The organism is Acinetobacter septicus, assembly GCF_019355975.1.
Lineage (GTDB): Bacteria > Pseudomonadota > Gammaproteobacteria > Pseudomonadales > Moraxellaceae > Acinetobacter > Acinetobacter ursingii.
Window position 1 is genome coordinate 3,196,263 of the sequence record NZ_CP079898.1, and the last position, 21,343, is coordinate 3,217,605.

A 21,343-nucleotide genomic window follows, 5' to 3' on the forward strand; every position below is an offset into this window, starting at 1 on the left:
TAAACGCCATTTCAACATCTATATAGAGTACATCATCATGATTAAAGGTTTAGCTATTACCCCACCTGTGTTGGGGCGTATCAGTATCGGCAAAATTGTCGAAAAGAATGGAAAACGTCTGCCTGAAAAAGATGATCAATTTACCATTACCAGCCAAATCCAAAATAAAGATGGGTGGGTCAAACATCCACTGGATGAGCAACTACGTGCCAAAGCGCCCAATCAGAACCAAAAGCTGAGAAGCATTCCAGTCCGCATGATCTTCAATGATCCCGATCTCAACTTAAGAGCAGAGTACAGCCTATTTGACCGCCAAACTGGACGTTTAATCTGTTCAGGCAATGGCGAAAGCTGTCAGCGACTCGGTCAAAATGGCATTGAACAACATCCTTGTCCATCCCCTGATTTATGTCCATTGGCACAGGGTGGATTATGCAAGCCCTATGGCAGACTCTACGTCAACTTAGATGAATCAGATGAGTTTGGTACTTTCATCTTTAGAACCACAGGCTTTAACAGCATCCGCACTTTGGCAGCTCGACTTCGTTACTATCACGCAGCATCGGGTGACTTACTTTCTTGTTTGCCATTGCAATTGACCTTGCGAGGTAAAAGCACCACACAAAGTTACCGTACCCCGATCTACTACGTGGATCTGACTTTACGTGATGGCACAAACCTGAAAGATGCGATTAGTTCAGCCAAACAGATGGATGAACAAAGTAAGACAGCAGGGTTCTATCAGGAGGCTTTGGATCATGTGGCACGGCAGGGTTATGGTAATGCCTGCTTTGAGGTGGGAGGTGAAGAGGGTTTGGATATAGTGGAGGAGTTTTACAGCGTTGAATCTCAAACAGAGCATCAGCAAACGCATGATCTCACTCATGTTCAAGATATTCAGAAAGGCTTACAGCAGTCGGTTCAAGCTCTGAATTAAATACTGTTGGGGGCTAAGAAGCCCCCAACAGTAATATTGCTACTATTTTTTATTAAAAAATTTGAACTACTTATTGAATCAATAAACATTACTTAAGTATCGTTTATTTGGAGGGCGGTAGTACGTTAGGCTTTTGTAACATTAATCCATTTATAACTTTTTGTTGTCTACTATCTTCATTACGTAGTTGTTTATCTTTAGAATGATGGTCTTTATTCTCTTCGACTTTGGTGTCGCCATGATTATGATCAGTGATATTACGTAATTCGGTATCATCTAAGGAGCGAATCGTTTTTGAAGTGCTAGGTTCAGCCCATGATGTCGTATTCAAAAAAATGAAAAATAATAAATTGTACTTCATCCATGAAGTCATAGCGTGATCCTTTTTTACTCAATACCGACTACAGTGGTGATATAACCAGTGGCTAAAAGAATTGATAGACCTAATGACATCTCAAATAAAATGGCATAGCCCAATTGTTTCGCAAATTTCGGGTCTTGTAAGCGAGGTGTGAAATACCATTTGTTAAAGGCTGCTAACAATAAAATACTTAGGACAAATAATATTTTAATAATAAATCCATGCCCATAAGGTGTATTGATTAGAGTATTAAAATCTTTAAAGAGTAATAAAGCAATACTAAGACCACAAGCGATGAGTATTCCTACAATAAAGGCTGCTATTTGCCCAAATAGATGCATACGTTCTTTAAGTGGTAAGCCATTAATTTTTTTGCTTGTTTTCCATAATGGATAAAGCGACCCCATCCATAAGGACATTACAAGTACATGTATTGATAACAAAGCTTGAGCGAATAAGGGTAAATTCGTGACGTGTCCGAGTTGTGAAAAACTTAAAACGATTGGTGTGAGCAGTATGGTAAAGATTGCTCCTTCAGTTTTGGAAATATCAATCGTCCCTTTACTAAGTTTGACTATCATAAATATGAGTAAAAGTGCAAAACTGATTGATCGAATGATAGAGACATGTCCAGTAGGAGTATTGACTAGTATATTTATATAGTTGCTATCCCACATACCTGAAAGGCCAGTGTTGGCAAAACTTCCTATAAGAATGAAGAAGCCGAGAACACTTGAAAAAAGGCCTAAACCTGTACCAATAGTCATGTATTTTAGAATAGTCTCCTTGATTTCAACATAACGTCCAAGTAAGAAATAGCAGAAAGCACCGCCAATAACAAATGCAATCCCTAAATATAAAATGACTTTAACCAACCATGTTGCATATATCCAAGTCTCAGGAATCATATTTTTCTCCCTTTATTATAGCAACATGCCAGCAAGCTGCTGGCATGTTGACTATTTTCACTCATTGTTATTTTGCCGATTTAATAGTGAAATTATATTCACCATTCATGTTATGGCCATCGGTACCCATTGTGGTCCAAACCACCGTATATTTTCCTTTTTTTAGTTTTGGAACCGCTACGTCAAATGATTTTTTCATATCATGAGTTATTTGGTAGTTCAAAGGGATATCCTTACGTTGGGCATCAAGTAACTTAACGTTCATTAGCATGACTTCTTCACCAAAATTGAGTGTTATGTTTTTTGGTTGACTTGCTACAGAAGCATTGATCGCAGGAATTGCACTTTCAAGTTTCACGTGTGCAAATGCACTTGAAGCAGTAACAATCAGTGTTGCACCTACGAGAGTGTTACGTAGAGCTGACATTTTATTTTTGAAAATTTTCATTTCTTCATCCTCTTTAAACTAATCTTGGGCTCAGTAATGACCGAATGAAATGCATCAATTGGTTGCTTGGTCATCACCTTTCTCATGCTTATTATTAAAGGATGAGAGAAACATCCCGATGACTTCAAAATTACATTTTTGTCATTTTAAAAATTAAAAAACCACAAGTGGTACACTGGCTTTAAAGAAAACAATGATCACTAAACAAACTAATAAGAGGGAGTCTATTTCCATCTTAATGAAATTATTAATTTAAAAAATTAAATATGAAGGAGGCTTTTATGGACCATCATCATGAAAACAAAGTACTCAATAACAGACTTACTGACCCTGTCTGTGGTATGACAGTTACAGAAGCATCCAAGTTTTATGAAGAAGTTAAAAATAGAACTTTTTACTTTTGTAGTGAGAAATGCCACATAAAGTTTAAAAGTGATCCTCATTTTTATATTACTAAAGTTGAGAATGTAGTTACGTTAAAAGAACCACAAAAGAGGGATGGTGAGGATTCAAATGAAGTTAATCAGCCTGCTCATGTTAATACCTTCACGATATACACTTGTCCAATGCATCCTGAAATTAGACAGAACCATGCGGGAAATTGTCCGATCTGTGGTATGTCGTTAGAGCCTTTACTTCCTGACTTAGATGACGCTGATGAAAACCCAGAACTCAAGAATTTTAAGCATAGATTTTGGTGGACCTTACCGCTAACCATTATTGTAGTTTTCTTAGCAATGTTTGGTCATCAATTGAACTGGTTCGAAATGCAGGTGCAAAGCTGGATTGAACTTTTTCTTACCTTGCCAATAGTTTTTTGGGCGGGATGGCCATTTTTTGTTAGATGTTGGCAGTCAATCTGGAATCGGAGTCCAAATATGTGGACCTTGATTGGAATAGGTACAGGAGCTGCTTTTATATACAGCCTTGTTGGAACAATAGTACCTCAAGTATTTCCAGACTCATTTGTATCTATGGGGCGTGTTGCTGTGTATTTTGAGGCGACCGCAGCGATTATTTCTCTCACATTGTTAGGTCAAGTGCTAGAGTTAAAAGCACGTTCCCAAACTTCAGCGGCAATTAAATCCCTACTTGGGCTAGCACCTAAAACAGCAAGAAAAATCAGTGTTGATGGTATAGAAGAAGATATTCCACTATCTCATGTACACGTAGGCGATTTATTACGGATACGCCCCGGTGAAAAAGTTCCTGTTGATGGAGTCATTACAGAAGGTTCAAGCTCTGTAGATGAATCGATGTTAACTGGTGAACCTGTGCCAGTTACAAAACGTGTGGGTGATCAAGTCATTGGTGCAACAATGAACATGAATGGTTCATTGGTGATGCGATCAGAAAAAGTTGGATCATCAACCGTACTTTCTCAAATCGTGCAAATGGTTGCTCAGGCTCAACGTTCAAAAGCACCTATGCAGCGGATGGCGGATCATGTTGCAGGACGATTTGTTATGGGGGTTATAGGTATTGCTGTTCTAACTTTTTTGGGGTGGGGGCTATTCGGACCTGAACCTAGTTGGGTTTATGGATTAATCAATGCAGTAGCTGTTTTAATCATCGCATGCCCATGTGCTTTGGGATTAGCTACGCCAATGTCAATTATGGTAGCAACAGGGCGAGGTGCATCAAATGGAGTACTTTTTCGAGACGCTGCCGCAATAGAGAATCTACGTAAAATTGATACATTGATTATTGATAAAACAGGAACTTTGACAGAAGGACAACCATCATTCAATAAAGTAGTAGCCACTTCAGGATATGAAAAGAATGAAGTCCTCCGTTTAGCTGCGAGTTTAGATCAGGGCAGTGAGCATCCTTTAGCAAATGCAATTGTACGTGCCGCCCGTGAGCGAAATCTTACTTTAAGTAAACCTACTTCATTTGAATCAGGTTCAGGTATTGGTGTTAATGGAGAGATAAACGGACAAAAATTAGCGCTAGGCAATACGGCACTGATGAAGCAATTAGGGATATCTGTTAACACTCTTATTCCACAAGCAGAGGTATTAAGAGCTGAAGGTGCCAGTGTTATGTATTTGGCAGCCGATGGAAAACTGCTAGGTCTTCTGGCAGTTTCAGATCCAATCAAAGCAAGCACTCCAGAGGCCCTTTTATCGTTGGAAGACTCAGGTTTAAGAATCATCATGGCAACAGGTGATGGGCTAACTACAGCAAAATCAGTTGGGGCTAAGTTAGGAATTAGTGAGGTTTATGGTGAGGTTAAACCTGCTGATAAATTAGATTTGGTCACAAAATTGCAAAAAGAAGGGAGAATTGTTGCTATGGCTGGTGATGGAATTAATGATGCACCAGCCTTGGCTCAAGCTGATATTGGAATCGCAATGGGCACGGGTACTGATGTAGCAATGAATAGTGCCCAAGTTACATTAGTAAAAGGTGACTTACGTGGTATTGAAATTGCTCGTTCTTTATCAGAGGCAACTGTTAAAAATATGAAACAAAACTTGATGTTTGCTTTCCTCTATAATGGATTAGGTATCCCTTTGGCTGCTGGTGTACTGTATCCATTTACTGGCTGGTTACTCTCGCCTATGATTGCTGCATTAGCAATGAGCCTAAGCTCAGCATCGGTAATTGGTAATGCCTTACGATTACGTCATCAAAAATAATCACGACTTACCACTCATTAGCGTAAGTTAATGAGTGGTAAGCATCATTAGAATGAGTGCTTAATAACCGAGATATCACTAATTTTTAAAGATAATTTTAAAAGAAATATGTCCCTCGTTATAAGTCGCTTGAATGGAAGCTCCATGCACATCAAGAATAGATTTGGTAATTGCTAAACCAAGGCCAGTACCTTCTTCAACTCTCTGTCTAGATACATCTGTTCGATAAAAACGATCGAATAACCGATTAAGTTGTTCTGATGATAGTGGGGAGCTTTCATTTTCAATGATGAATGTTGTTGTATCAAAGTTTTGTTGGCATGTGATTTTGATGACCGAATCTGATTTGCCATATTTAATTGCATTCGATAACAAATTACTTAAAGCGCGGCGTAGCATTAAAGGATCACCTTTTATACTACCTGAACCACTCTGTTCGAGTGACATTCCCTTTTCAGCAGCGATAGCATCATAAAAATCAAATAATGCTGAAACTTCTTTAACTAAATTAACCTGTTGTAGGTTAGGTAAATGTAGACCATGTTCTGCTTTTGCCAAAAATAGCATATCAGAGACCATGCGAGCTAAATGCTCAAACTCTTCTAAATTTGAAAATAGAACTTCCTGATAAGTATTAATATTTCGACTACGAGATAAACATACTTGAGTTTGAGTCATCAAATTGTTAATAGGTGTTCTTATTTCATGAGCAAGATCAGATGAAAAATCTGAAAGTTTTTCTACTGCGGCTTCTAGCCGATCTAACATATCATTAAAAGCGACAGCCAGTGATTTAAGTTCGGTTGGAGTATTTTCGACTTCTAAACGTTCAGAAAGATGTTGGGCTGAGATACCCTCTGCTACTTTTGCCATTTGTTGTACTGGACGTAGCCCTCGCCATGCTGCGAACCACCCTAAGAACATTAAACAAATTGTACCCACAAATCCAATGTATAAAAGTTGACGTCTAAAGTCATTTAAGAAATGTAGATGCTCAGAGGTATCGATTCCAACAATAATCTGAGCTGATATAAACGAGTCATTATGATCAAAAGTCTTTTTATAAATTAAGCCACGATAAGTCTTATTTTTAATTTTCCATTCAAGCCATGGATCTTGTTTTGATTTGTTGAGTGCTTGGGGATGAATTACTGATGGTGCTGAGCTAAAAATAACTTGACCTGTTGGACGTTCAATCTGAACAATCAGATCGTGATGTCCAATTAAGGCATCTTTTAAATATAAATTTAGTTCTTGAGAGTTAGATGGGTTCTGTTCAAGTAGATTCTCTATAAGTTGAATTTTGCCTTCTAATTGAGTTCGGTCTTGAGCTTCAAAATGATGCATTACGAGCTTGTGAATAACCAACCCCATAATCATTAAGATGATAACAGTAGAAAGAGAAAAGATGATTGCTATACGAAAGCTGATTGCATTAAACAATTTACGAGTCATCTTCTACCTCTAAAACATACCCCATTCCACGTATGTTCTGTATCAGCTTTGGGCTAAAATTACTGTCAATTTTACTGCGCAAACGTTTGATAGCGACTTCTACAACGTTGGTATCACTATCAAAATTCATGTCCCATATTTGAGAGGCAATGAGCGTACGAGGTAATATCTCACCACGTCTACGCATAAATAATTCCATCAGCGCGAATTCTTTAGCTGTTAAGTCAATACGTTGCCCAGCGCGAGTGACGCGGCGTTTACGAAGATCAAGTTCAAGATCAGCAATTGTAATAAGGTTACTATCTTCTTTTTGTTGTCCCCGTCGGAGTAAGCTTTTAATTCGTGCTAATAACTCAGCAAAAGCAAAAGGCTTGACTAGATAATCATCAGCACCTAAATCCAAGCCTTTCACACGATCTTCAATTTGATCACGTGCTGAAAGAAAAAGAATAGGCATAGTTTTGCCACTTTTTCGGATATCATAAATGATATCCCAACCATCTAGCTTTGGAAGCATCACATCTAAAATGATGAGGTCATATTCTTCGGAAAGCGCTTGATGTTTACCAGATAATCCATCCGTTACCCAATCCGTTATATACCCAGCTTCAGATAGACCTTGTTTAAGGTAGTCACCGGTTTTTTGTTCATCTTCAACTAGTAAGATTCTCATTGATAAAAATCCCATATCACTCATTAAGAACATAATAACGTTATAAATACGTGATTCGTTGTAGATTACAAAAATGTCATTTTCATGTCACATAGATGTTTAGTGAAGGCCTTTAAGGTATTTACATAAAGTTAATTTTTGGAGCAAAACATGAAAACTCTATTCAGCCGTAGCTTAACCACTCTTATGTGTGTTGGTACTTTAATTGTAGGAACTCAGTCTTGGGCAGCAGATGTGAAACAAGGAACTACAGTTGTGTCTGAAATTAAAGCCGATTCAAAGACGCAAGAGAAATGTCAAAAACCTTGTAATATGAAGAATGATGATAAAACCCAACAGGATCATAGTCAGCATGAGCATGGTAACATGACGGATATGTCTCAGATGGATCATTCTAAGATGATGAATATGGGGCAATCTAAAATGAGTAATATGGATAATTCCAGTATGATGAACATGGACCACTCAAAGATGAACATGTCAAATACATCAAATAAATAACAAATACGATAAATGAAAGATCGGGGGAAATTAAAGCGAATAATAGGTTTGCTTGATTCTCCCATCCTTATATTAGATAGGTGAAATAAATGTCTACAAAATTAACGCATGTCCTTTTAATAGGAGTCGGTTTATTTTCATCAACTTGGGTTGTGGCAGCAGTTAAAGAATATGATTTAACAATCGCTGAGCAAACGGTGAATATCACAGGTAAGCCTTTAAAACGAATTACGGTTAATGGGAAATTTGTTGCACCTCTTCTTGAGTTTGAGGAAGGTGATGATGCTATTATTCGTGTCCATAACAAGCTAAAAAAACAAGATTCTTCTATTCATTGGCACGGGTTAATTCTACCGGGCATCATGGATGGCGTACCCGGATTTAATCAGTTTGACGGTATTGCCCCTAATAAGACCTACGAATATAAGTTTAAGGTACGCCAAAATGGTACCTATTGGTATCATTCGCATAGTAAAGGTCAAGAACAAGAGGGCTTGTATGGTCCGTTAGTCATTTACCCCAAAAATAGGACACCTTTAACTGTAGCTGAGAAAACAGATAAGGATTATGTCGTATTACTTTCAGATTTTCATGATTCAACTAGTGATAAAATCATGAATAATCTAAAGAAAGAAGCTGACTATTATCAGAACCGTCGTGAAACTGTTTTTGATGTTTTTAAACAAATTAAAAAAGATGGTTTAAAAGCAACATGGCAAGACCGTTCGATGTGGAACCAGATGCGAATGCTCAAGACAGATATGTCTGATGTGACAAAATATACTTTTTTGATGAATGGTAAGACTCCAGAACAAAATTGGACTGGTAATTTTAAGACGGGTGAAAAAGTACGTCTTCGGTTTATTAATGCCTCAGCAATGTCATTCTTTGACGTCAGAATCCCTAACTTGAAAATGACGGTAGTCAGTGCAGATGGGCAACCAGTGAAACCTGTTCCGGTTGATGAATTCAGAATAGGGACGGCTGAAACGTATGATGTTATTGTAGAACCCAAACAATCAAATTATCAAATTGAAGCAGAATCAATTGATAGGAGTGGTTTTTCAGTTGGTTCCTTACATGATGAGAATACTCCTCCAATAAATCAAATCAAAATGCCGAAGTCACGTCCTCGTTCTTTATTAACTATGGAAGATATGGGGATGGGGCATGATATGTCTTCTATGGCGGGCATGAATCACGACATGTCTTCAATGAAAGGCATGGATCATGATATGTCGCCTATGACAGACAGCTCAAAAGATCAGTCAATGTCTGGAATGAACCATGACATGTCTTCAATGAAAGGCATGGATCACGATATGTCGTCTATGACAGACAGCTCAAAAGATCAGTCAATGTCTGGAATGAACCATGACATGTCTTCAATGAAAGGCATGGATCACGATATGTCGTCTATGACAGACAGCTCAAAAGATCAATCTATGTCAGGTATGAACCATGGCATGCAAATGACTACATCTAATGCACCTACACAAGAAAAGAATGGTGATGTTGTATATGGCTGGGCAAATGCTTCAACACCTGTTGGTCAAAAAGCACTTCAATATAGTGACTTACAATCTTTAAAGCCTCAACCAGATACTCGTGCCCCTGAACGTGAAATGGAAATCCGTCTTGGTGGGAACATGGAGCGCTATATTTGGACAATTAATGGTAAGAAGTTTAATGAAACAGAACCATTCAAAGTGAAATACGGGGAACGTATACGCTTGAAATTTGTGAATGACAGTATGATGGCTCACCCAATGCACTTGCACGGTATGTTTATGCAGCTTGAAAATGGTCAAGATCCAAGTAATATGCCAAATAAACACACGATCATTGTGCCACCGGGGAAAACAGTTACAACTTTACTTACTGCTGATGAATTGGGTGAATGGGCTATCCACTGCCATTTGTTATATCACATGGCAGCTGGAATGATGAACAAACTCATTGTGGCAAATGTAGATAGCAATGATGATGATACGAAAAGTATCGTTGCCCAACCTCAAACTAGCCATGAGGGAGTGAATCAACATGCACATCACTAAACAGTTATATTCAAAAACAATTTTATCTGTTGCTTTAATTGGCTTAGCGGGTATGGCATTTGCGAATGATAATTCGACTGAAAATCTAAATAAGAGTACGTCAAGTATGAGTGTGCTTTTACGCGAATCAGGCGGATTAGGCTATGTTGAACGTAATACTGATCAAAAGTCTTCAAACAGCAAAGGGTCTGAAACTTTAGCTTTTAGCCAAAATCATATGAACGAGCATGGTGGGCAAATTTATCAGACAACTAAATTTTCCAATGAGTGGATAGTTGATAAAGATGGAAAGGGCAGCTTAGGTTCGAGTTTCGAGGCATTGATTGGAACAGATGAAAATCGAATGTTTGTTGAAGCTAATATGAATAAAGCGGAGAGTAATGATCCCAAATATGATGTATCAGCTCTTTACAGTAGAAATGTTGCACCATTTTGGGATGTACAAGCTGGGGTAAGGTATAGTGAGGACAAAAATAACCGTAATAGTAATCGCATTGATGGCGTTATTGGATTATTAGGCCTTGCACCTTATTTCTTTGAGACAAAAGCCTACCTTTATGGTGGTGAAAATAATTTTTGGGGAGCCAGTTTTGAGTTTGATCGAGATCTATTACTCACTCAAAAGCTAATTACTCAGCCATATATTGCAGCAGATATTGTGTTTAATGATAATTCTGATTTTGCTACAAAGTCAGGTTTGTCTGAGTTAAAGACAGGTCTAAAAACTCGTTACGAGATTAATAAGCGTATAAGACCATTTGTTGATGTCGCTTATCAATATGAAAAAGGACAGAAATTAACAACTTTTCAAGAAGCTACAAATTCTGAAAAGGGGTGGTTATACGGGGCAGGTATTGAATTAGTTTTCTAAATATTTTATTAAGAATGAATAATGGTGATATTCCATTATTCATTCTTAATTATTTTAAACTTACGGATAACCCTTCAAGTACTTTACAAGAGTTAATTTCCAAAAAACCAGAGCATTTGCTTCTTAAATCAGAAAGTTGTTGCTTAAGCTGAATCTGTTTTTGGATATTCTGCTCTAATTGATGAATATGTTTATCAACTAAGATGTTAATAGAACTACAGTTTCCACAAGGTTTGTCTTTGTATGCTAATAAAATTTTTATTTCGTCCAAGCTCATATTCAAAGTTCGGCAATTAAGAATAAATAGAAGTCGCTCTAAGTGGTCTTTGTTATAAAGTCGATAATTAGCTTCCGAACGATTAGGGGCTAGTAATAAAGCTTCTTTTTCATAAAACCGTATTGTAACAACAGGGCAACCGGATAGCTGAGATAATTCACCAATTTTTAAGTTCATTTCAAGTCACCTGATCTATTGACTCTATAGTAGCTATAGGGATTTTAATATGCAATACGTGAAGATATGACTATAGGCACATCAATGAGTGGTTGCGGTTGTAATCAAGAAAGTTCTTGTGAAGACACTAAGCAAAAACAAAATGAATCAAAAACAGATTCTTGTAAAATTAAAGATTTAGCTACAGAAGAAAGTGAAAGTTCTTGTTGCGATAATGAGGTACAGCAAGAACCTAACCCTGATGAAAAAGATTCATGCGGTAGTAAGCAGTCGAATTCATGCTGTGGTTCGGATTCGATAACTTCACCTGAAAAGATTAGGGGGAGTGAAGATACAGCGACTTTCATCAGTGACTATAGCATCCCGAAAATGGATTGTTCCGCAGAGGAACAAATGGTTCGGATGACTTTATCTTCATTGGTAGATGTTAAGAGCTTGGTTTTTGATTTGCCGAACCGAAACCTAAAAGTTCTGCATAATGGTGAAAGTAATGAAATCACTGCAAAACTTGAAGCTCTTGGATTTGGGGCAAAATTAAATAAAACTGAAGCTTATGAAAATAAAGAACAAGCACAAGAAGCTAGTACTTTTCTGATTCCGAAGATGGATTGTTCGGCAGAAGAGCAAATGGTAAGAATGGCACTTTCTCCCTTGCATGAAGTTAAAGGTTTATCTTTTGATTTGGCGCAAAGACAGTTAGTTGTTTTCCATACCAATGGGATTAATGAAATTACCACAAAACTTGAAGCCCTAGGTTTTGGTGCAAAGCTCGTGGAAACAGTAAAAGCCACTGGGGAATTGCCTGAAACACCAGATCCGACTAAGCAGGCGAAAGTCCTTAAATTATTACTAGCGATTAATGGTGTTCTTTTTTTTATTGAGTTCATAAGTGGAATTATTGCCGCATCGACGGGGCTCATTGCGGACTCTCTTGATATGTTTGCTGATGCGGCCGTTTACGGTATAGCACTTTACGCGGTAGGGAAAGCGGCTAAATACCAATTAAAAGCAGCTCATTTTGCAGGATGGATTCAACTTTTATTAGCTTTGATCGTTATTATTGATGTTGTCAGACGTTTCATGTTCGGTAGTGAACCAGAGTCAGATTTGATGATCATTATTGGCTTCTTAGCACTTATTGCCAATGTGACGTGCTTGTATCTCATTTCTGGGCATAGAGATGGCGGAGCCCATATGAAAGCGAGTTGGATCTTTTCAGCTAATGACGTAATAGTAAATATGGGGGTTATTTTAGCAGGTGTACTTGTTGCATGGACTGGTTCAGCTTACCCAGATTTGATTATTGGTATTCTTGTTTCACTGTTTGTACTGAATGGCGCTCGAAAAATTTTGGCGTTGAAGTAGGGTGCTGACAATGAATTTATTTCAAGTAAAGCAAGACCAGACTGTAAAAATCATTGATCTTAAAAAGGGTGAACAGTATCAAGATAAAAATGATCCTGTTCTGGAGCGTTTAGAACTGCTGGGCTTTAGAGTAGGTGAATCCTTACAAGTGCTTGCGAAAGGGCTTTTTGGTGGTGATCCTGTGTTGGTTCAAATCGAAACCTCACGTTTCGCCTTAAGAAAAAATGAAGCAGAACGAATTTTTGTAGAGATTACCAATGGACACTAAAAATATTGCACTTGTTGGTAATCCTAATTGCGGTAAAACATCACTTTTTAACACCCTCACAGGGACTCGTCAAAAAGTTGCAAATTATGCTGGGGTAACGGTAGAACGGAAAGAGGGATTTTTTAAACTGCCATCTGGTGATACCGTTCGAGTATTGGATTTGCCTGGGACTTATAGTTTAAAACCGAGCAGTTTAGATGAGGAGGTAACTAGAGCAGTATGCTTTGGTGAATTAAAAGGCGAAGTTATACCTGATATTTTTGTATGTGTTGTCGATGCTACGAATCTTCATCTTCATTTAAGTCTTGTACTTGAAGTCAGGGCTTTAAACAGACCAATGTTACTTGTTCTTAACATGATGGATGAGGTTAGAAAGCGTGGGATTTCAATTGATACAACGAAGCTATCTCAGCTTTTAGGTATTCCTGTTGTTGAGTCAGTAGCTGTAAAAACAAAAGGCATTCAGGGGCTATTGACCCAATTGGATCAAAAGAATTTGTTTGTTGCCCCTTATCATTCTGATCTGAGTCACTTTGACCAAATCAAATATATTACAAAACAAGTCATCTTGAAAAATGATAATGGTGATAAACGAACGGCTTTCTTGGACAAAATATTCTTACATCCAGTTTTTGGATTATTAATATTGACCTTTACCATGTTTGTAATGTTTCAGGCTGTCTTTATTTGGGCTCAACCGTTAATTTCCTTTGTTGAGGATTCGATTTCATGGTTTGGTGGGGCGATAGGACCTCTGATTACTCATCCACTTTTAAGAAGTTTGGTCGTTGATGGTGTAATTGCAGGTGCTGGTAGTGTACTCGCGTACATGCCTCAAATTCTGATCTTATTTTTCTTTATTTTAATTTTAGAAGAATCGGGATACTTACCTAGAGCTGCTTTTTTGTTAGATAAGCTGATGTCTAAAGCTGGTTTAAGTGGGCGTTCATTTATTCCACTACTTTCGAGCTTTGCTTGTGCAATTCCCGGAGTCATGGCGACTAGAAGTATTAGCTCTGAAAGAGATCGTTTAGCAACGATTATGATTGCACCTTTAATGACGTGTTCTGCACGACTACCTGTATATGCTTTGCTGATCGCTGCATTCATTCCAAACAAGTTGGTTTATGGTTGGCTCAGTTTACAAGGTCTAGTTCTGTTCGGGCTTTACATGTCAGGAATCGTATCCGCTTTATTGGTTTCTTTATTCCTGAAATTAGTCAGAAAAGATAAAACTGAAAGTATTTTCATTTTTGAATTACCTACATACCGTATTCCAGATGTTCGAAATGTAGCTTTGGGGCTTTATGATAGAGCAACTATATTCTTAAAAAGAGTTGGTGGAATTATTGTCGCACTTTCTATTTTATTATGGTTCTTGGTAACGTTCCCTTTACCACCTGATAATCCAACAATGCCACCAATCAATTATAGTATTGCTGGACAGTTAGGGCATCTAATCCATCCAATATTTGCTCCGATTGGATTTACTTGGGAAATTTGTATTGCTTTGATTCCTGCAATGGCAGCTCGTGAAGTGATTATTGCTGCGTTAGGGGTGATCTATGCAATGTCTGGTGATGAAGATGCAGTTACCCAGACTTTATTATCTCAAATATCTGGTCCGGATGGATGGGGGCTAGCGACAGGTATGTCATTGTTAGTTTGGTTTATCTTTGCCCCGCATTGTTTAGCAACACTAGCGACCATTCGAAGAGAAACAGGGAGTTGGAAACAACCAGTCGTAATGGCTGTATATCTCTTTTCATTGGCTTATTTATTTTCCTTTATAACTTATCAAGTTATAAGTCGGTTTTAATTTAGAAGGCGGTTGTTGATATAAACCAACAACCGCTGTTTAATGAATTAGTTTAATTAATTATAGGATTGTTATTTACAGGATAATCTGTAAAACTAAAAAGGTTAAATTTTGGTCTTGATGTTATGCACTTGTTAAGGACATGCTTATCGCTGTTTTTATCTTTTGCTATCCTAATTGTAGGATCGGCAGCAGCTGCTGCATCTGTACATAGCCCATGTTTAATGTCATCTCAAGATACACAATCCATGCAAATGATGAATTCTGAAGATCATGAAAAAGCAAGTGCTATGCACATGGATTGTATGAAAGCTGAGGTAAAGATTAAGAAGCAATTACATGATCCATCATGTATGTCTAAGCAAGATTGTATTATGTCATTTTCTAAAATTGCATATACATCTACAGCGCTGGATGTTTTGCAGTCGATGATTTTTTTACCTGCGGAACAGTCTACTTTTTCTCCATTAAATCAAAATTTCATCTCATCTGATCTTTCCAATTTATGGAAACCCCCACGCTTTAACTAATTTGATGATTCTTCATCATTCATAGAGTTTTCTATGGGTGTTCTGCACGTGCGCGTGTACATCATTTTAGAGCTAAAAATATGAACTTTAATAAAGGAAAGCTGTCCCTAAAATGGGGTGGATGCTCGATTGCGACGATCTGTTTTTTCTTGAGTTATGGACATGCTTATGCCCAGCCACTGACTTTGGATACAGCATTGAAGCTTGCTGAGCGATATGCGCCTGCTCTAAGAGCTAATAGTGCTCAGATTGAAGGTGCTGAGAATATAGTTTCAGCTTCAGGTATTTTGCCCAATCCTAAACTATTTGTGGGTCTCGATAATTACCCTGTATCAGGTGATGCTGCATGGTCTGTCACACAAGAGGGGATGACGATGCAAAAGATTGGCATCATGCAAGATTTTCCAAATCGTGCCAAAAGATTAGCTGAAGTTGAATTAGCAAAAGCTGAATTGGGTTCAGCAAATGCTCAAACAGAAATTCTGCGAATTGAGTTACGTCAAAAAGTAGCATCGGCATGGCTTAAACGTTTTTATCTTGAGCGTAAACTGGCGTTATATGATGACCTTCTTTCAGAAAATGGATTGCTATCCCAGATTACACAAACACAGGTTGCGTCTGGTCGAACCATGGTTGCTAATACAATTTCCCCTAGGCTGGACAAAACTATTTTGCTTGATCAAAAAGATGATTTGCTTCGAGATATAAATAAGGCAAAACTAGAATTACACCGATTAATCAGTGAGGATTCTAGTGGTACAACTGAAATAGAAAGTTTGCCTACCCAAGAACCTATAATTAATTTTGATACATCACGTTTATATCATCATCTGCATCAACACCCTGAACTAAAAGCATTCCAAGCAGAAAAGCAAACTGTTGAAGCAAAGCTTAAGCAAGCCCAAGCCCTTCAAAAACCAGATTGGGGTATTGAGCTTGCCTATCAGCATCGTGCTCCTGAATTTGGAGATATGATTGGTGTACAACTGACAACAGAACTACCAATATTTTCAAAAAAACGTAGTGGTCCGCTCATTCAGGCAGCATTAGCTGAACAAAATCGGATTACAGCAGATCAGGAGATAAAATACCGCGACCATCTCACCATGTTAGATGAGGGGCTATCGGATTTAAAAGCTCTTGAAAGACAAATCCAACGTACCGTTCAAAGTACACTTCCTTTGGCTAAAGAAAAAGTAACTTTACAGTTAGCAAGTTATCAGGCTGGTAAAGCCAATTTGTCAGATGTCATTGAGACACGACAAGCATTACTAAATCAGCGATTACGTCTCATCGATTTACAACAACAGCAAGCAATTATCAAAGCCCAGCTCTATTTTTCTTTTGTAGAACCCACCTTAAACCATGCTGAGGAGTCAAGATAATGTTAAAAAATAAATTGGCATTTGTAATTGCTGGCTTGATTGTGGGCAGCTTGGGAGTCGGTAGTGGGATTGGATATTGGTATGCGCATCAAAATGATGAAAAGCAAACTGTAAGTGATCAGGCAACTGCTAAAGTGTTGTACTGGTACGATCCAATGAAACCAGAACAGCATTTTGATAAGCCAGGGAAATCCCCTTTTATGGATATGCAGTTAGTCCCTAAGTATGCGGATGAAAGTACTTCTGGAATAACTGAAAGTGCAGGAGTAAAGATTGATCCAGCTCTTCAACAAAATCTAGCCATTCGTTATGCCACAGTCGAACAGGCTGTAATGGGCAATACCTTGTTAACCAATGGCATATTACAAGCGAATGAACGACAGGTAGCAATTCTGCAAACACGAGCAAGTGGTTTTGTTCAGCGTGTTTATGGCCATGCAGTCGGGGATATAGTGACTCAAGGGAGTCCGATTGCTGATATTTCAATCCCTGAGTGGACTGGGGAACAGACTGAGTTTTTGGCAGTACTTAAAATAGGAGACCGTTCTCTTATTCAAGCAAGTCGACAACGCCTACAGCTTCTGGGAATCCCACCAAATGTGATCCATCAAGTCGAACGGACACATCAAGTACAGTCTAATATGACTTTGAGTGCTCCTTTGAGTGGATTCATTGACTCACTAGAAGTTCGTAGTGGAATGGCTTTAGCTATGGGGCAAACACTTGCCACCATTAAAGGCGTGAATCCAATTTGGTTAGAAGCAGCAGTGCCTGAAACGCAAATTGCTGGGATAAAGCGAGGAGATAAAATCGAAGCAACTTTTGCTGCGTACCCTCAAAAAGTGTCTGGCAAAGTCATTGATATTTTACCGACATTAGATACTACAAGCAGAACCATAAAAGTTCGTATTGAGTTACCCAATAGAGAGGGGCAACTCAAGCCCGGAATGTTTGCTTCTGTCAAATTTTCCAACAATCCTCAAAGCAGTTTAGTTGTGCCAGAGCAAGCTGTTATACGTACAGGTACTCGTAATATTATTATTGTCGCACATGAAAAAGGGCGTTTCGAACCTGTTGTTGTACAGTTAGGACAGAGTGACGGAAATAAAATAGCAATTCTACAGGGTTTGAACGCTGGTCAGAAAATCGTGATTTCGGGACAATTCCTAATTGATTCTGAGGCCAATTTACAGGGTGTACTGGATAAGCTGAACACTGGACAATCGATTACATCATCTCAAGTGACTAAGGCATCAATATACCAAGGCATTGGTAAAGTGGAAAAAGTTACAGCTCAAGACATTACCATTTCACATCATGCAATTGCTGAATTGGGGTGGGGGGCTATGACCATGAGCTTTAAACAACCAGTACAACCATTTACCCAAATTCAGCAAGGCGAGCAGGTCAGTTTTCGTTTTACACGTGTTGGGGATGCTTATGTTATTTCTGACATTTCCAAGATGTCTATGACATCTATGCAGAACTAAACGGGAGAACCATTATGATCGCCCGTATTATTCGTTTTTCAATTACAAATCGAGTATTTGTCTTATTAGCTGCTGTAGTTCTTGCCGTTTGGGGAACTTGGGCTGTCAAGAATACTCCGGTTGATGCTTTGCCAGATCTGTCTGATGTACAAGTGATTGTGCGAACTAATTTTCCCGGTCAAGCACCACAAATTGTTGAAAATCAGGTGACTTATCCTTTAACAACGACCATGTTATCAGTACCCGGTGTTAAAGCTGTTCGGGGCTATTCTTTTTTTGGTGATTCGTTTGTTTATGTCATTTTTGATGAACATACTGATCTTTATTGGGCACGTTCTCGTGTATTGGAATATCTCAATCAAATACAAGAAAGAATGCCTGCAAATGCAAAATCTTCATTAGGACCAGATGCTACAGGTGTTGGTTGGATCTACGAATATGCTTTGGTTGATCCAACAGGGCAACATGATCTCTCACAACTGCGAAGCATACAAGATTGGTTTTTGAAGTATGAACTGAAGACAGTACCAAATGTGGCTGAGGTCGCCACAATTGGGGGGATGGTTAAACAATATCAAGTTGTTTTAGACCCAACCAAAATGGCAGCATTCGGTATAACTCAGCGAAGCATAATTGAAGCAATTCAAAAGGCAAATCAGGAAACTGGCGGTTCAGTCCTAGAAATGGCTGAAACTGAATATATGGTGAGAGCTTCAGGTTATTTAAAAACATTAGAAGATTTTCGGCAGATTCCGTTACGTACAAACGATTTAGGTGTTCCAATCACTCTTGGAGATGTTGCAACGATTCAACTCGGTCCTGAAATGCGTCGTGGAATTACTGAACTCAATGGACAAGGGGAAACTGTTGGAGGTGTTGTGATTTTACGTGCTGGTAAAAATGCACGTGAAACCATTACTGCTGTAAAAGAAAAACTTGCTGAATTACAACAAAGTCTACCGAAAGGTGTACAAGTTGTTTCTGTGTATGACCGCAGTCAATTGATTGATCGGGCGGTAGAGAATCTCAGCCATAAATTAATTGAAGAGTTTATTGTAGTGGCTTTGGTTTGTGGGCTATTCCTCTGGCATTTACGTTCAGCAATGGTTGCGATTGTTTCTTTGCCTTTGGGAATCTTGTCAGCCTTTTTATTGATGTATTATCAGGGACTAAATGCCAATATCATGTCATTGGGTGGGATTGCAATCGCGATTGGTGCTATGGTTGATGCATCTGTGGTTATGGTCGAAAATGCACATAAGCATATCGAAGCTTGGCAACATGAACATCCTGATCGAGTTTTAGAAATACAAGAGCGTTGGGACATCATTACACGTTCTGCCAGTGAGGTTGGGCCTGCTTTATTTTTCTGTTTACTCATCATTACTTTATCCTTTATTCCCATTTTTACTTTGCAAGCACAAGAAGGACGATTGTTCTCTCCATTGGCATTTACTAAAACTTATGCCATGGCTGCTGCTGCGGGGCTATCTATTACATTGATTCCAGTTTTGATGGGATACTGGATTCGCGGGAAGTTACCATCTGAACAACGGAATCCATTAAACCGTTTTCTCATCAAAATATACCGTCCTATGTTAGATAAAGTCTTAGCTTATCCAAAGACAACGTTATTAGGTGCGTTACTCATTTTTCTTATCAGTCTTTTTCCTTTAACGCAATTAGGTGGAGAGTTCCTGCCTAATATGGATGAAGGTGATTTACTGTATATGCCTTCAGCTTTACCGGGATTGTCCGCAGCAAAAGCTTCTGAATTACTTCAACAGACTGATCGAATGATTAAAACTGTTCCAGAGGTTGCCACTGTATTTGGTAAAGCTGGGCGAGCAGAGTCGGCTACAGATCCTGCACCTTTAGAAATGTTTGAAACCACGATTCAGTTTAAACCACGATCTGAATGGCGTTCAGGTATGACACCAGATAAGTTGATAAAAGAACTGGATAAAGCTGTTCAAGTACCGGGTTTAACAAATATCTGGGTGCCGCCTATTCGTAACAGAATTGATATGTTGGCGACCGGGGTTAAAAGCCCAATCGGGATCAAGATTTCAGCAAATGATTTGCAAGATATTGATCGGGTAGCACAACAAATTGAACAGGTTGCCAAAAAAGTGCCCGGTGTTAGCTCAGCTTTAGCTGAACGACTCACTGGTGGGCGATATGTTGATATCGATATTAATCGAATGGAAGCTGCACGCTATGGTCTCAATATCACCGATGTACAGCAAATTGTGTCATCAGCAATTGGTGGGGAAAATATTGGTGAAACTGTTGAAGGGTTAGCAAGGTATCCTATTAATGTACGTTATCCGCGAGAAATTCGAGATTCACTTGAGGCATTAAGAAATTTACCAATTCTGACTGAATCAGGTCAGCAAATTGTTTTGAGTAGTGTTGCCAACATTCAAATCACAGATGGTCCTCCGATGTTAAAAAGTGAGAATGCTCGTCCAAGTGGTTGGGTCTATGTTGATGTACAAGGACGTGATTTAGCCTCCGTTGTTCGGGATTTGAAACAGTCTATTGACCAACAAGTGAAACGCTCTGCGGGTATGAGTATTAGTTATTCAGGTCAATTTGAATTTATGGAAAGAGCAAATGCTCGCCTAAAGGTAGTAATACCAATCACTTTGATGATCATTTTTCTATTGCTGTATCTGATTTTTAGACAAGTACAAGATGCTGCTCTGATTATGCTGACTCTACCATTCGCTTTAATTGGTGGTATTTGGGCAATGTATTTCAGTGGTTATAATTTCTCAATTGCCATTGCAGTAGGCTTTATTGCACTTGCCGGTGTTGCCGCAGAGTTTGGAGTGGTCATGTTGTTTTATTTAAAGCAGGCGATAGAACATGCTCAACAAAATTTATCATCTTTAACTGAGCAGCAACTCAATGATGCCCTTCGTACAGGGGCAGTACTACGGGTTCGCCCTAAAGCGATGACTGTAGCTGTCATTCTGGCGGGTTTGATTCCTATCCTTTTAGGAACTGGAACGGGCTCTGAATTGATGAGTCGTATTGCTTTACCTATGGTTGGGGGCATGATTTCAGCTCCACTTTTATCAATGTTTGTTATTCCCGCTGCATATCAGCTTTTAATCAAAAGAAAACTATCAAAATCTTGATAGTTTTCTTATTTCGTTCAAAGAGGT

The 21,343-nt window shown here is 38.6% G+C and carries 18 protein-coding genes; 12 read left to right on the forward strand and 6 right to left on the reverse strand.

The window, feature by feature from the left end:
* Window positions 1-37 precede the first annotated feature (37 nt).
* Complete coding sequence (locus I6L31_RS15095) at window positions 38-937, forward strand: recombination directionality factor (protein ID WP_004801544.1); 900 nt, start codon at window positions 38-40, stop codon at window positions 935-937.
* Window positions 938-1,040: 103 nt separating this feature from the next.
* Here the strand turns inward: I6L31_RS15095 and I6L31_RS15100 are convergent, their stop codons facing one another.
* From I6L31_RS15100 to I6L31_RS15110, 3 genes are all read right to left on the reverse strand, one after another.
* Window positions 1,041-1,310, reverse strand: coding sequence for a hypothetical protein (locus tag I6L31_RS15100; RefSeq protein ID WP_004722342.1), 270 nt, complete (start codon window positions 1,308-1,310; stop codon window positions 1,041-1,043).
* A 14-nt stretch (window positions 1,311-1,324) separates the two neighbouring features.
* Entirely contained in the window at window positions 1,325-2,206 is an 882-nt protein-coding gene (locus I6L31_RS15105; protein ID WP_004801541.1) for a copper resistance D family protein, read from the reverse strand.
* Window positions 2,207-2,273: 67 nt separating this feature from the next.
* Complete coding sequence (locus I6L31_RS15110; protein WP_004722340.1) at window positions 2,274-2,654, reverse strand: copper resistance CopC family protein; 381 nt, start codon at window positions 2,652-2,654, stop codon at window positions 2,274-2,276.
* Window positions 2,655-2,935: 281 nt separating this feature from the next.
* On the opposite strand from I6L31_RS15110, the gene I6L31_RS15115 reads away from it, so the two are divergent.
* The gene (locus tag I6L31_RS15115; RefSeq protein WP_005003192.1) at window positions 2,936-5,299 is read left to right on the forward strand and encodes a heavy metal translocating P-type ATPase; all 2,364 of its coding nucleotides are present in this window, start codon (window positions 2,936-2,938) and stop codon (window positions 5,297-5,299) included.
* 78 nt (window positions 5,300-5,377) lie between these two features.
* Here I6L31_RS15115 and I6L31_RS15120 read toward each other — a convergent pair whose 3' ends face one another.
* Window positions 5,378-6,754 carry a heavy metal sensor histidine kinase gene (locus I6L31_RS15120; RefSeq protein ID WP_004801537.1) on the reverse strand — a complete coding sequence of 459 codons (1,377 nt, stop codon included), beginning with the start codon at window positions 6,752-6,754 and terminating at the stop codon, window positions 5,378-5,380.
* A complete protein-coding gene (locus I6L31_RS15125; RefSeq protein ID WP_004722337.1) occupies window positions 6,744-7,427 on the reverse strand; it encodes a heavy metal response regulator transcription factor in 684 nt (227 codons plus the stop codon). Before I6L31_RS15125 ends, I6L31_RS15120 begins: the two co-directional genes overlap by 11 nt.
* A gap of 150 nt (window positions 7,428-7,577) precedes the next feature.
* On the opposite strand from I6L31_RS15125, the gene I6L31_RS15130 reads away from it, so the two are divergent.
* The 3 genes from I6L31_RS15130 to I6L31_RS15140 all read left to right on the forward strand — a co-directional run bounded on the left by I6L31_RS15130 (window position 7,578) and on the right by I6L31_RS15140 (window position 10,856).
* Entirely contained in the window at window positions 7,578-7,928 is a 351-nt protein-coding gene (locus I6L31_RS15130; RefSeq protein ID WP_004801531.1) for a hypothetical protein, read from the forward strand.
* Between the two features lie 89 nt (window positions 7,929-8,017).
* Window positions 8,018-9,985, forward strand: coding sequence for a multicopper oxidase domain-containing protein (locus I6L31_RS15135; protein ID WP_062846547.1), 1,968 nt, complete (start codon window positions 8,018-8,020; stop codon window positions 9,983-9,985).
* Window positions 9,972-10,856 carry a copper resistance protein B gene (locus I6L31_RS15140; protein ID WP_004801527.1) on the forward strand — a complete coding sequence of 295 codons (885 nt, stop codon included), beginning with the start codon at window positions 9,972-9,974 and terminating at the stop codon, window positions 10,854-10,856. The genes I6L31_RS15135 and I6L31_RS15140 overlap by 14 nt, the downstream gene beginning before the upstream one ends.
* A gap of 49 nt (window positions 10,857-10,905) precedes the next feature.
* Here I6L31_RS15140 and cadR read toward each other — a convergent pair whose 3' ends face one another.
* Window positions 10,906-11,310: a Cd(II)/Pb(II)-responsive transcriptional regulator gene (cadR, locus tag I6L31_RS15145; RefSeq protein WP_004699715.1), complete on the reverse strand. Its 405-nt coding sequence runs from the start codon at window positions 11,308-11,310 to the stop codon at window positions 10,906-10,908.
* An 84-nt stretch (window positions 11,311-11,394) separates the two neighbouring features.
* On the opposite strand from cadR, the gene I6L31_RS15150 reads away from it, so the two are divergent.
* The 7 genes from I6L31_RS15150 (at window position 11,395) to I6L31_RS15180 (ending at window position 21,316) form a co-directional block, all read left to right on the forward strand.
* Window positions 11,395-12,675, forward strand: coding sequence for a cation transporter (locus tag I6L31_RS15150; protein ID WP_004699717.1), 1,281 nt, complete (start codon window positions 11,395-11,397; stop codon window positions 12,673-12,675).
* A 10-nt stretch (window positions 12,676-12,685) separates the two neighbouring features.
* Window positions 12,686-12,943, forward strand: a complete 258-nt coding sequence (locus tag I6L31_RS15155; RefSeq protein WP_004699719.1) for a FeoA family protein — start codon at window positions 12,686-12,688, stop codon at window positions 12,941-12,943.
* On the forward strand, window positions 12,933-14,762 hold the full coding sequence (gene feoB, locus I6L31_RS15160; protein ID WP_004699721.1) for a ferrous iron transporter B: 1,830 nt from the start codon (window positions 12,933-12,935) through the stop codon (window positions 14,760-14,762). The genes I6L31_RS15155 and feoB overlap by 11 nt, the downstream gene beginning before the upstream one ends.
* Window positions 14,763-14,887: 125 nt before the next feature.
* A complete protein-coding gene (locus I6L31_RS15165; RefSeq protein ID WP_004699723.1) occupies window positions 14,888-15,292 on the forward strand; it encodes a hypothetical protein in 405 nt (134 codons plus the stop codon).
* An 80-nt stretch (window positions 15,293-15,372) separates the two neighbouring features.
* Complete coding sequence (locus I6L31_RS15170; protein ID WP_004699724.1) at window positions 15,373-16,677, forward strand: TolC family protein; 1,305 nt, start codon at window positions 15,373-15,375, stop codon at window positions 16,675-16,677.
* Window positions 16,677-18,167: an efflux RND transporter periplasmic adaptor subunit gene (locus tag I6L31_RS15175; protein ID WP_004699726.1), complete on the forward strand. Its 1,491-nt coding sequence runs from the start codon at window positions 16,677-16,679 to the stop codon at window positions 18,165-18,167. The genes I6L31_RS15170 and I6L31_RS15175 overlap by 1 nt, the downstream gene beginning before the upstream one ends.
* A gap of 14 nt (window positions 18,168-18,181) precedes the next feature.
* On the forward strand, window positions 18,182-21,316 hold the full coding sequence (locus I6L31_RS15180) for an efflux RND transporter permease subunit (protein ID WP_004699728.1): 3,135 nt from the start codon (window positions 18,182-18,184) through the stop codon (window positions 21,314-21,316).
* Window positions 21,317-21,343: the final 27 nt, after the last annotated feature.

What these genes read in the sequence shown, in the direction of transcription:
- I6L31_RS15095 (WP_004801544.1), top strand. Translation starts at nt 38, where the DNA reads ATGATTAAAGGTTTAGCTATTACCCCACCTGTGTTGGGGCGTATCAGT.
- I6L31_RS15100 (WP_004722342.1), bottom strand. Translation starts at nt 1,310, where the DNA reads ATGACTTCATGGATGAAGTACAATTTATTATTTTTCATTTTTTTGAAT.
- I6L31_RS15105 (WP_004801541.1), bottom strand. Translation starts at nt 2,206, where the DNA reads ATGATTCCTGAGACTTGGATATATGCAACATGGTTGGTTAAAGTCATT.
- I6L31_RS15110 (WP_004722340.1), bottom strand. Translation starts at nt 2,654, where the DNA reads ATGAAAATTTTCAAAAATAAAATGTCAGCTCTACGTAACACTCTCGTA.
- I6L31_RS15115 (WP_005003192.1), top strand. Translation starts at nt 2,936, where the DNA reads ATGGACCATCATCATGAAAACAAAGTACTCAATAACAGACTTACTGAC.
- I6L31_RS15120 (WP_004801537.1), bottom strand. Translation starts at nt 6,754, where the DNA reads ATGACTCGTAAATTGTTTAATGCAATCAGCTTTCGTATAGCAATCATC.
- I6L31_RS15125 (WP_004722337.1), bottom strand. Translation starts at nt 7,427, where the DNA reads ATGAGAATCTTACTAGTTGAAGATGAACAAAAAACCGGTGACTACCTT.
- I6L31_RS15130 (WP_004801531.1), top strand. Translation starts at nt 7,578, where the DNA reads ATGAAAACTCTATTCAGCCGTAGCTTAACCACTCTTATGTGTGTTGGT.
- I6L31_RS15135 (WP_062846547.1), top strand. Translation starts at nt 8,018, where the DNA reads ATGTCTACAAAATTAACGCATGTCCTTTTAATAGGAGTCGGTTTATTT.
- I6L31_RS15140 (WP_004801527.1), top strand. Translation starts at nt 9,972, where the DNA reads ATGCACATCACTAAACAGTTATATTCAAAAACAATTTTATCTGTTGCT.
- cadR (WP_004699715.1), bottom strand. Translation starts at nt 11,310, where the DNA reads ATGAACTTAAAAATTGGTGAATTATCTCAGCTATCCGGTTGCCCTGTT.
- I6L31_RS15150 (WP_004699717.1), top strand. Translation starts at nt 11,395, where the DNA reads ATGAGTGGTTGCGGTTGTAATCAAGAAAGTTCTTGTGAAGACACTAAG.
- I6L31_RS15155 (WP_004699719.1), top strand. Translation starts at nt 12,686, where the DNA reads ATGAATTTATTTCAAGTAAAGCAAGACCAGACTGTAAAAATCATTGAT.
- feoB (WP_004699721.1), top strand. Translation starts at nt 12,933, where the DNA reads ATGGACACTAAAAATATTGCACTTGTTGGTAATCCTAATTGCGGTAAA.
- I6L31_RS15165 (WP_004699723.1), top strand. Translation starts at nt 14,888, where the DNA reads ATGCACTTGTTAAGGACATGCTTATCGCTGTTTTTATCTTTTGCTATC.
- I6L31_RS15170 (WP_004699724.1), top strand. Translation starts at nt 15,373, where the DNA reads ATGAACTTTAATAAAGGAAAGCTGTCCCTAAAATGGGGTGGATGCTCG.
- I6L31_RS15175 (WP_004699726.1), top strand. Translation starts at nt 16,677, where the DNA reads ATGTTAAAAAATAAATTGGCATTTGTAATTGCTGGCTTGATTGTGGGC.
- I6L31_RS15180 (WP_004699728.1), top strand. Translation starts at nt 18,182, where the DNA reads ATGATCGCCCGTATTATTCGTTTTTCAATTACAAATCGAGTATTTGTC.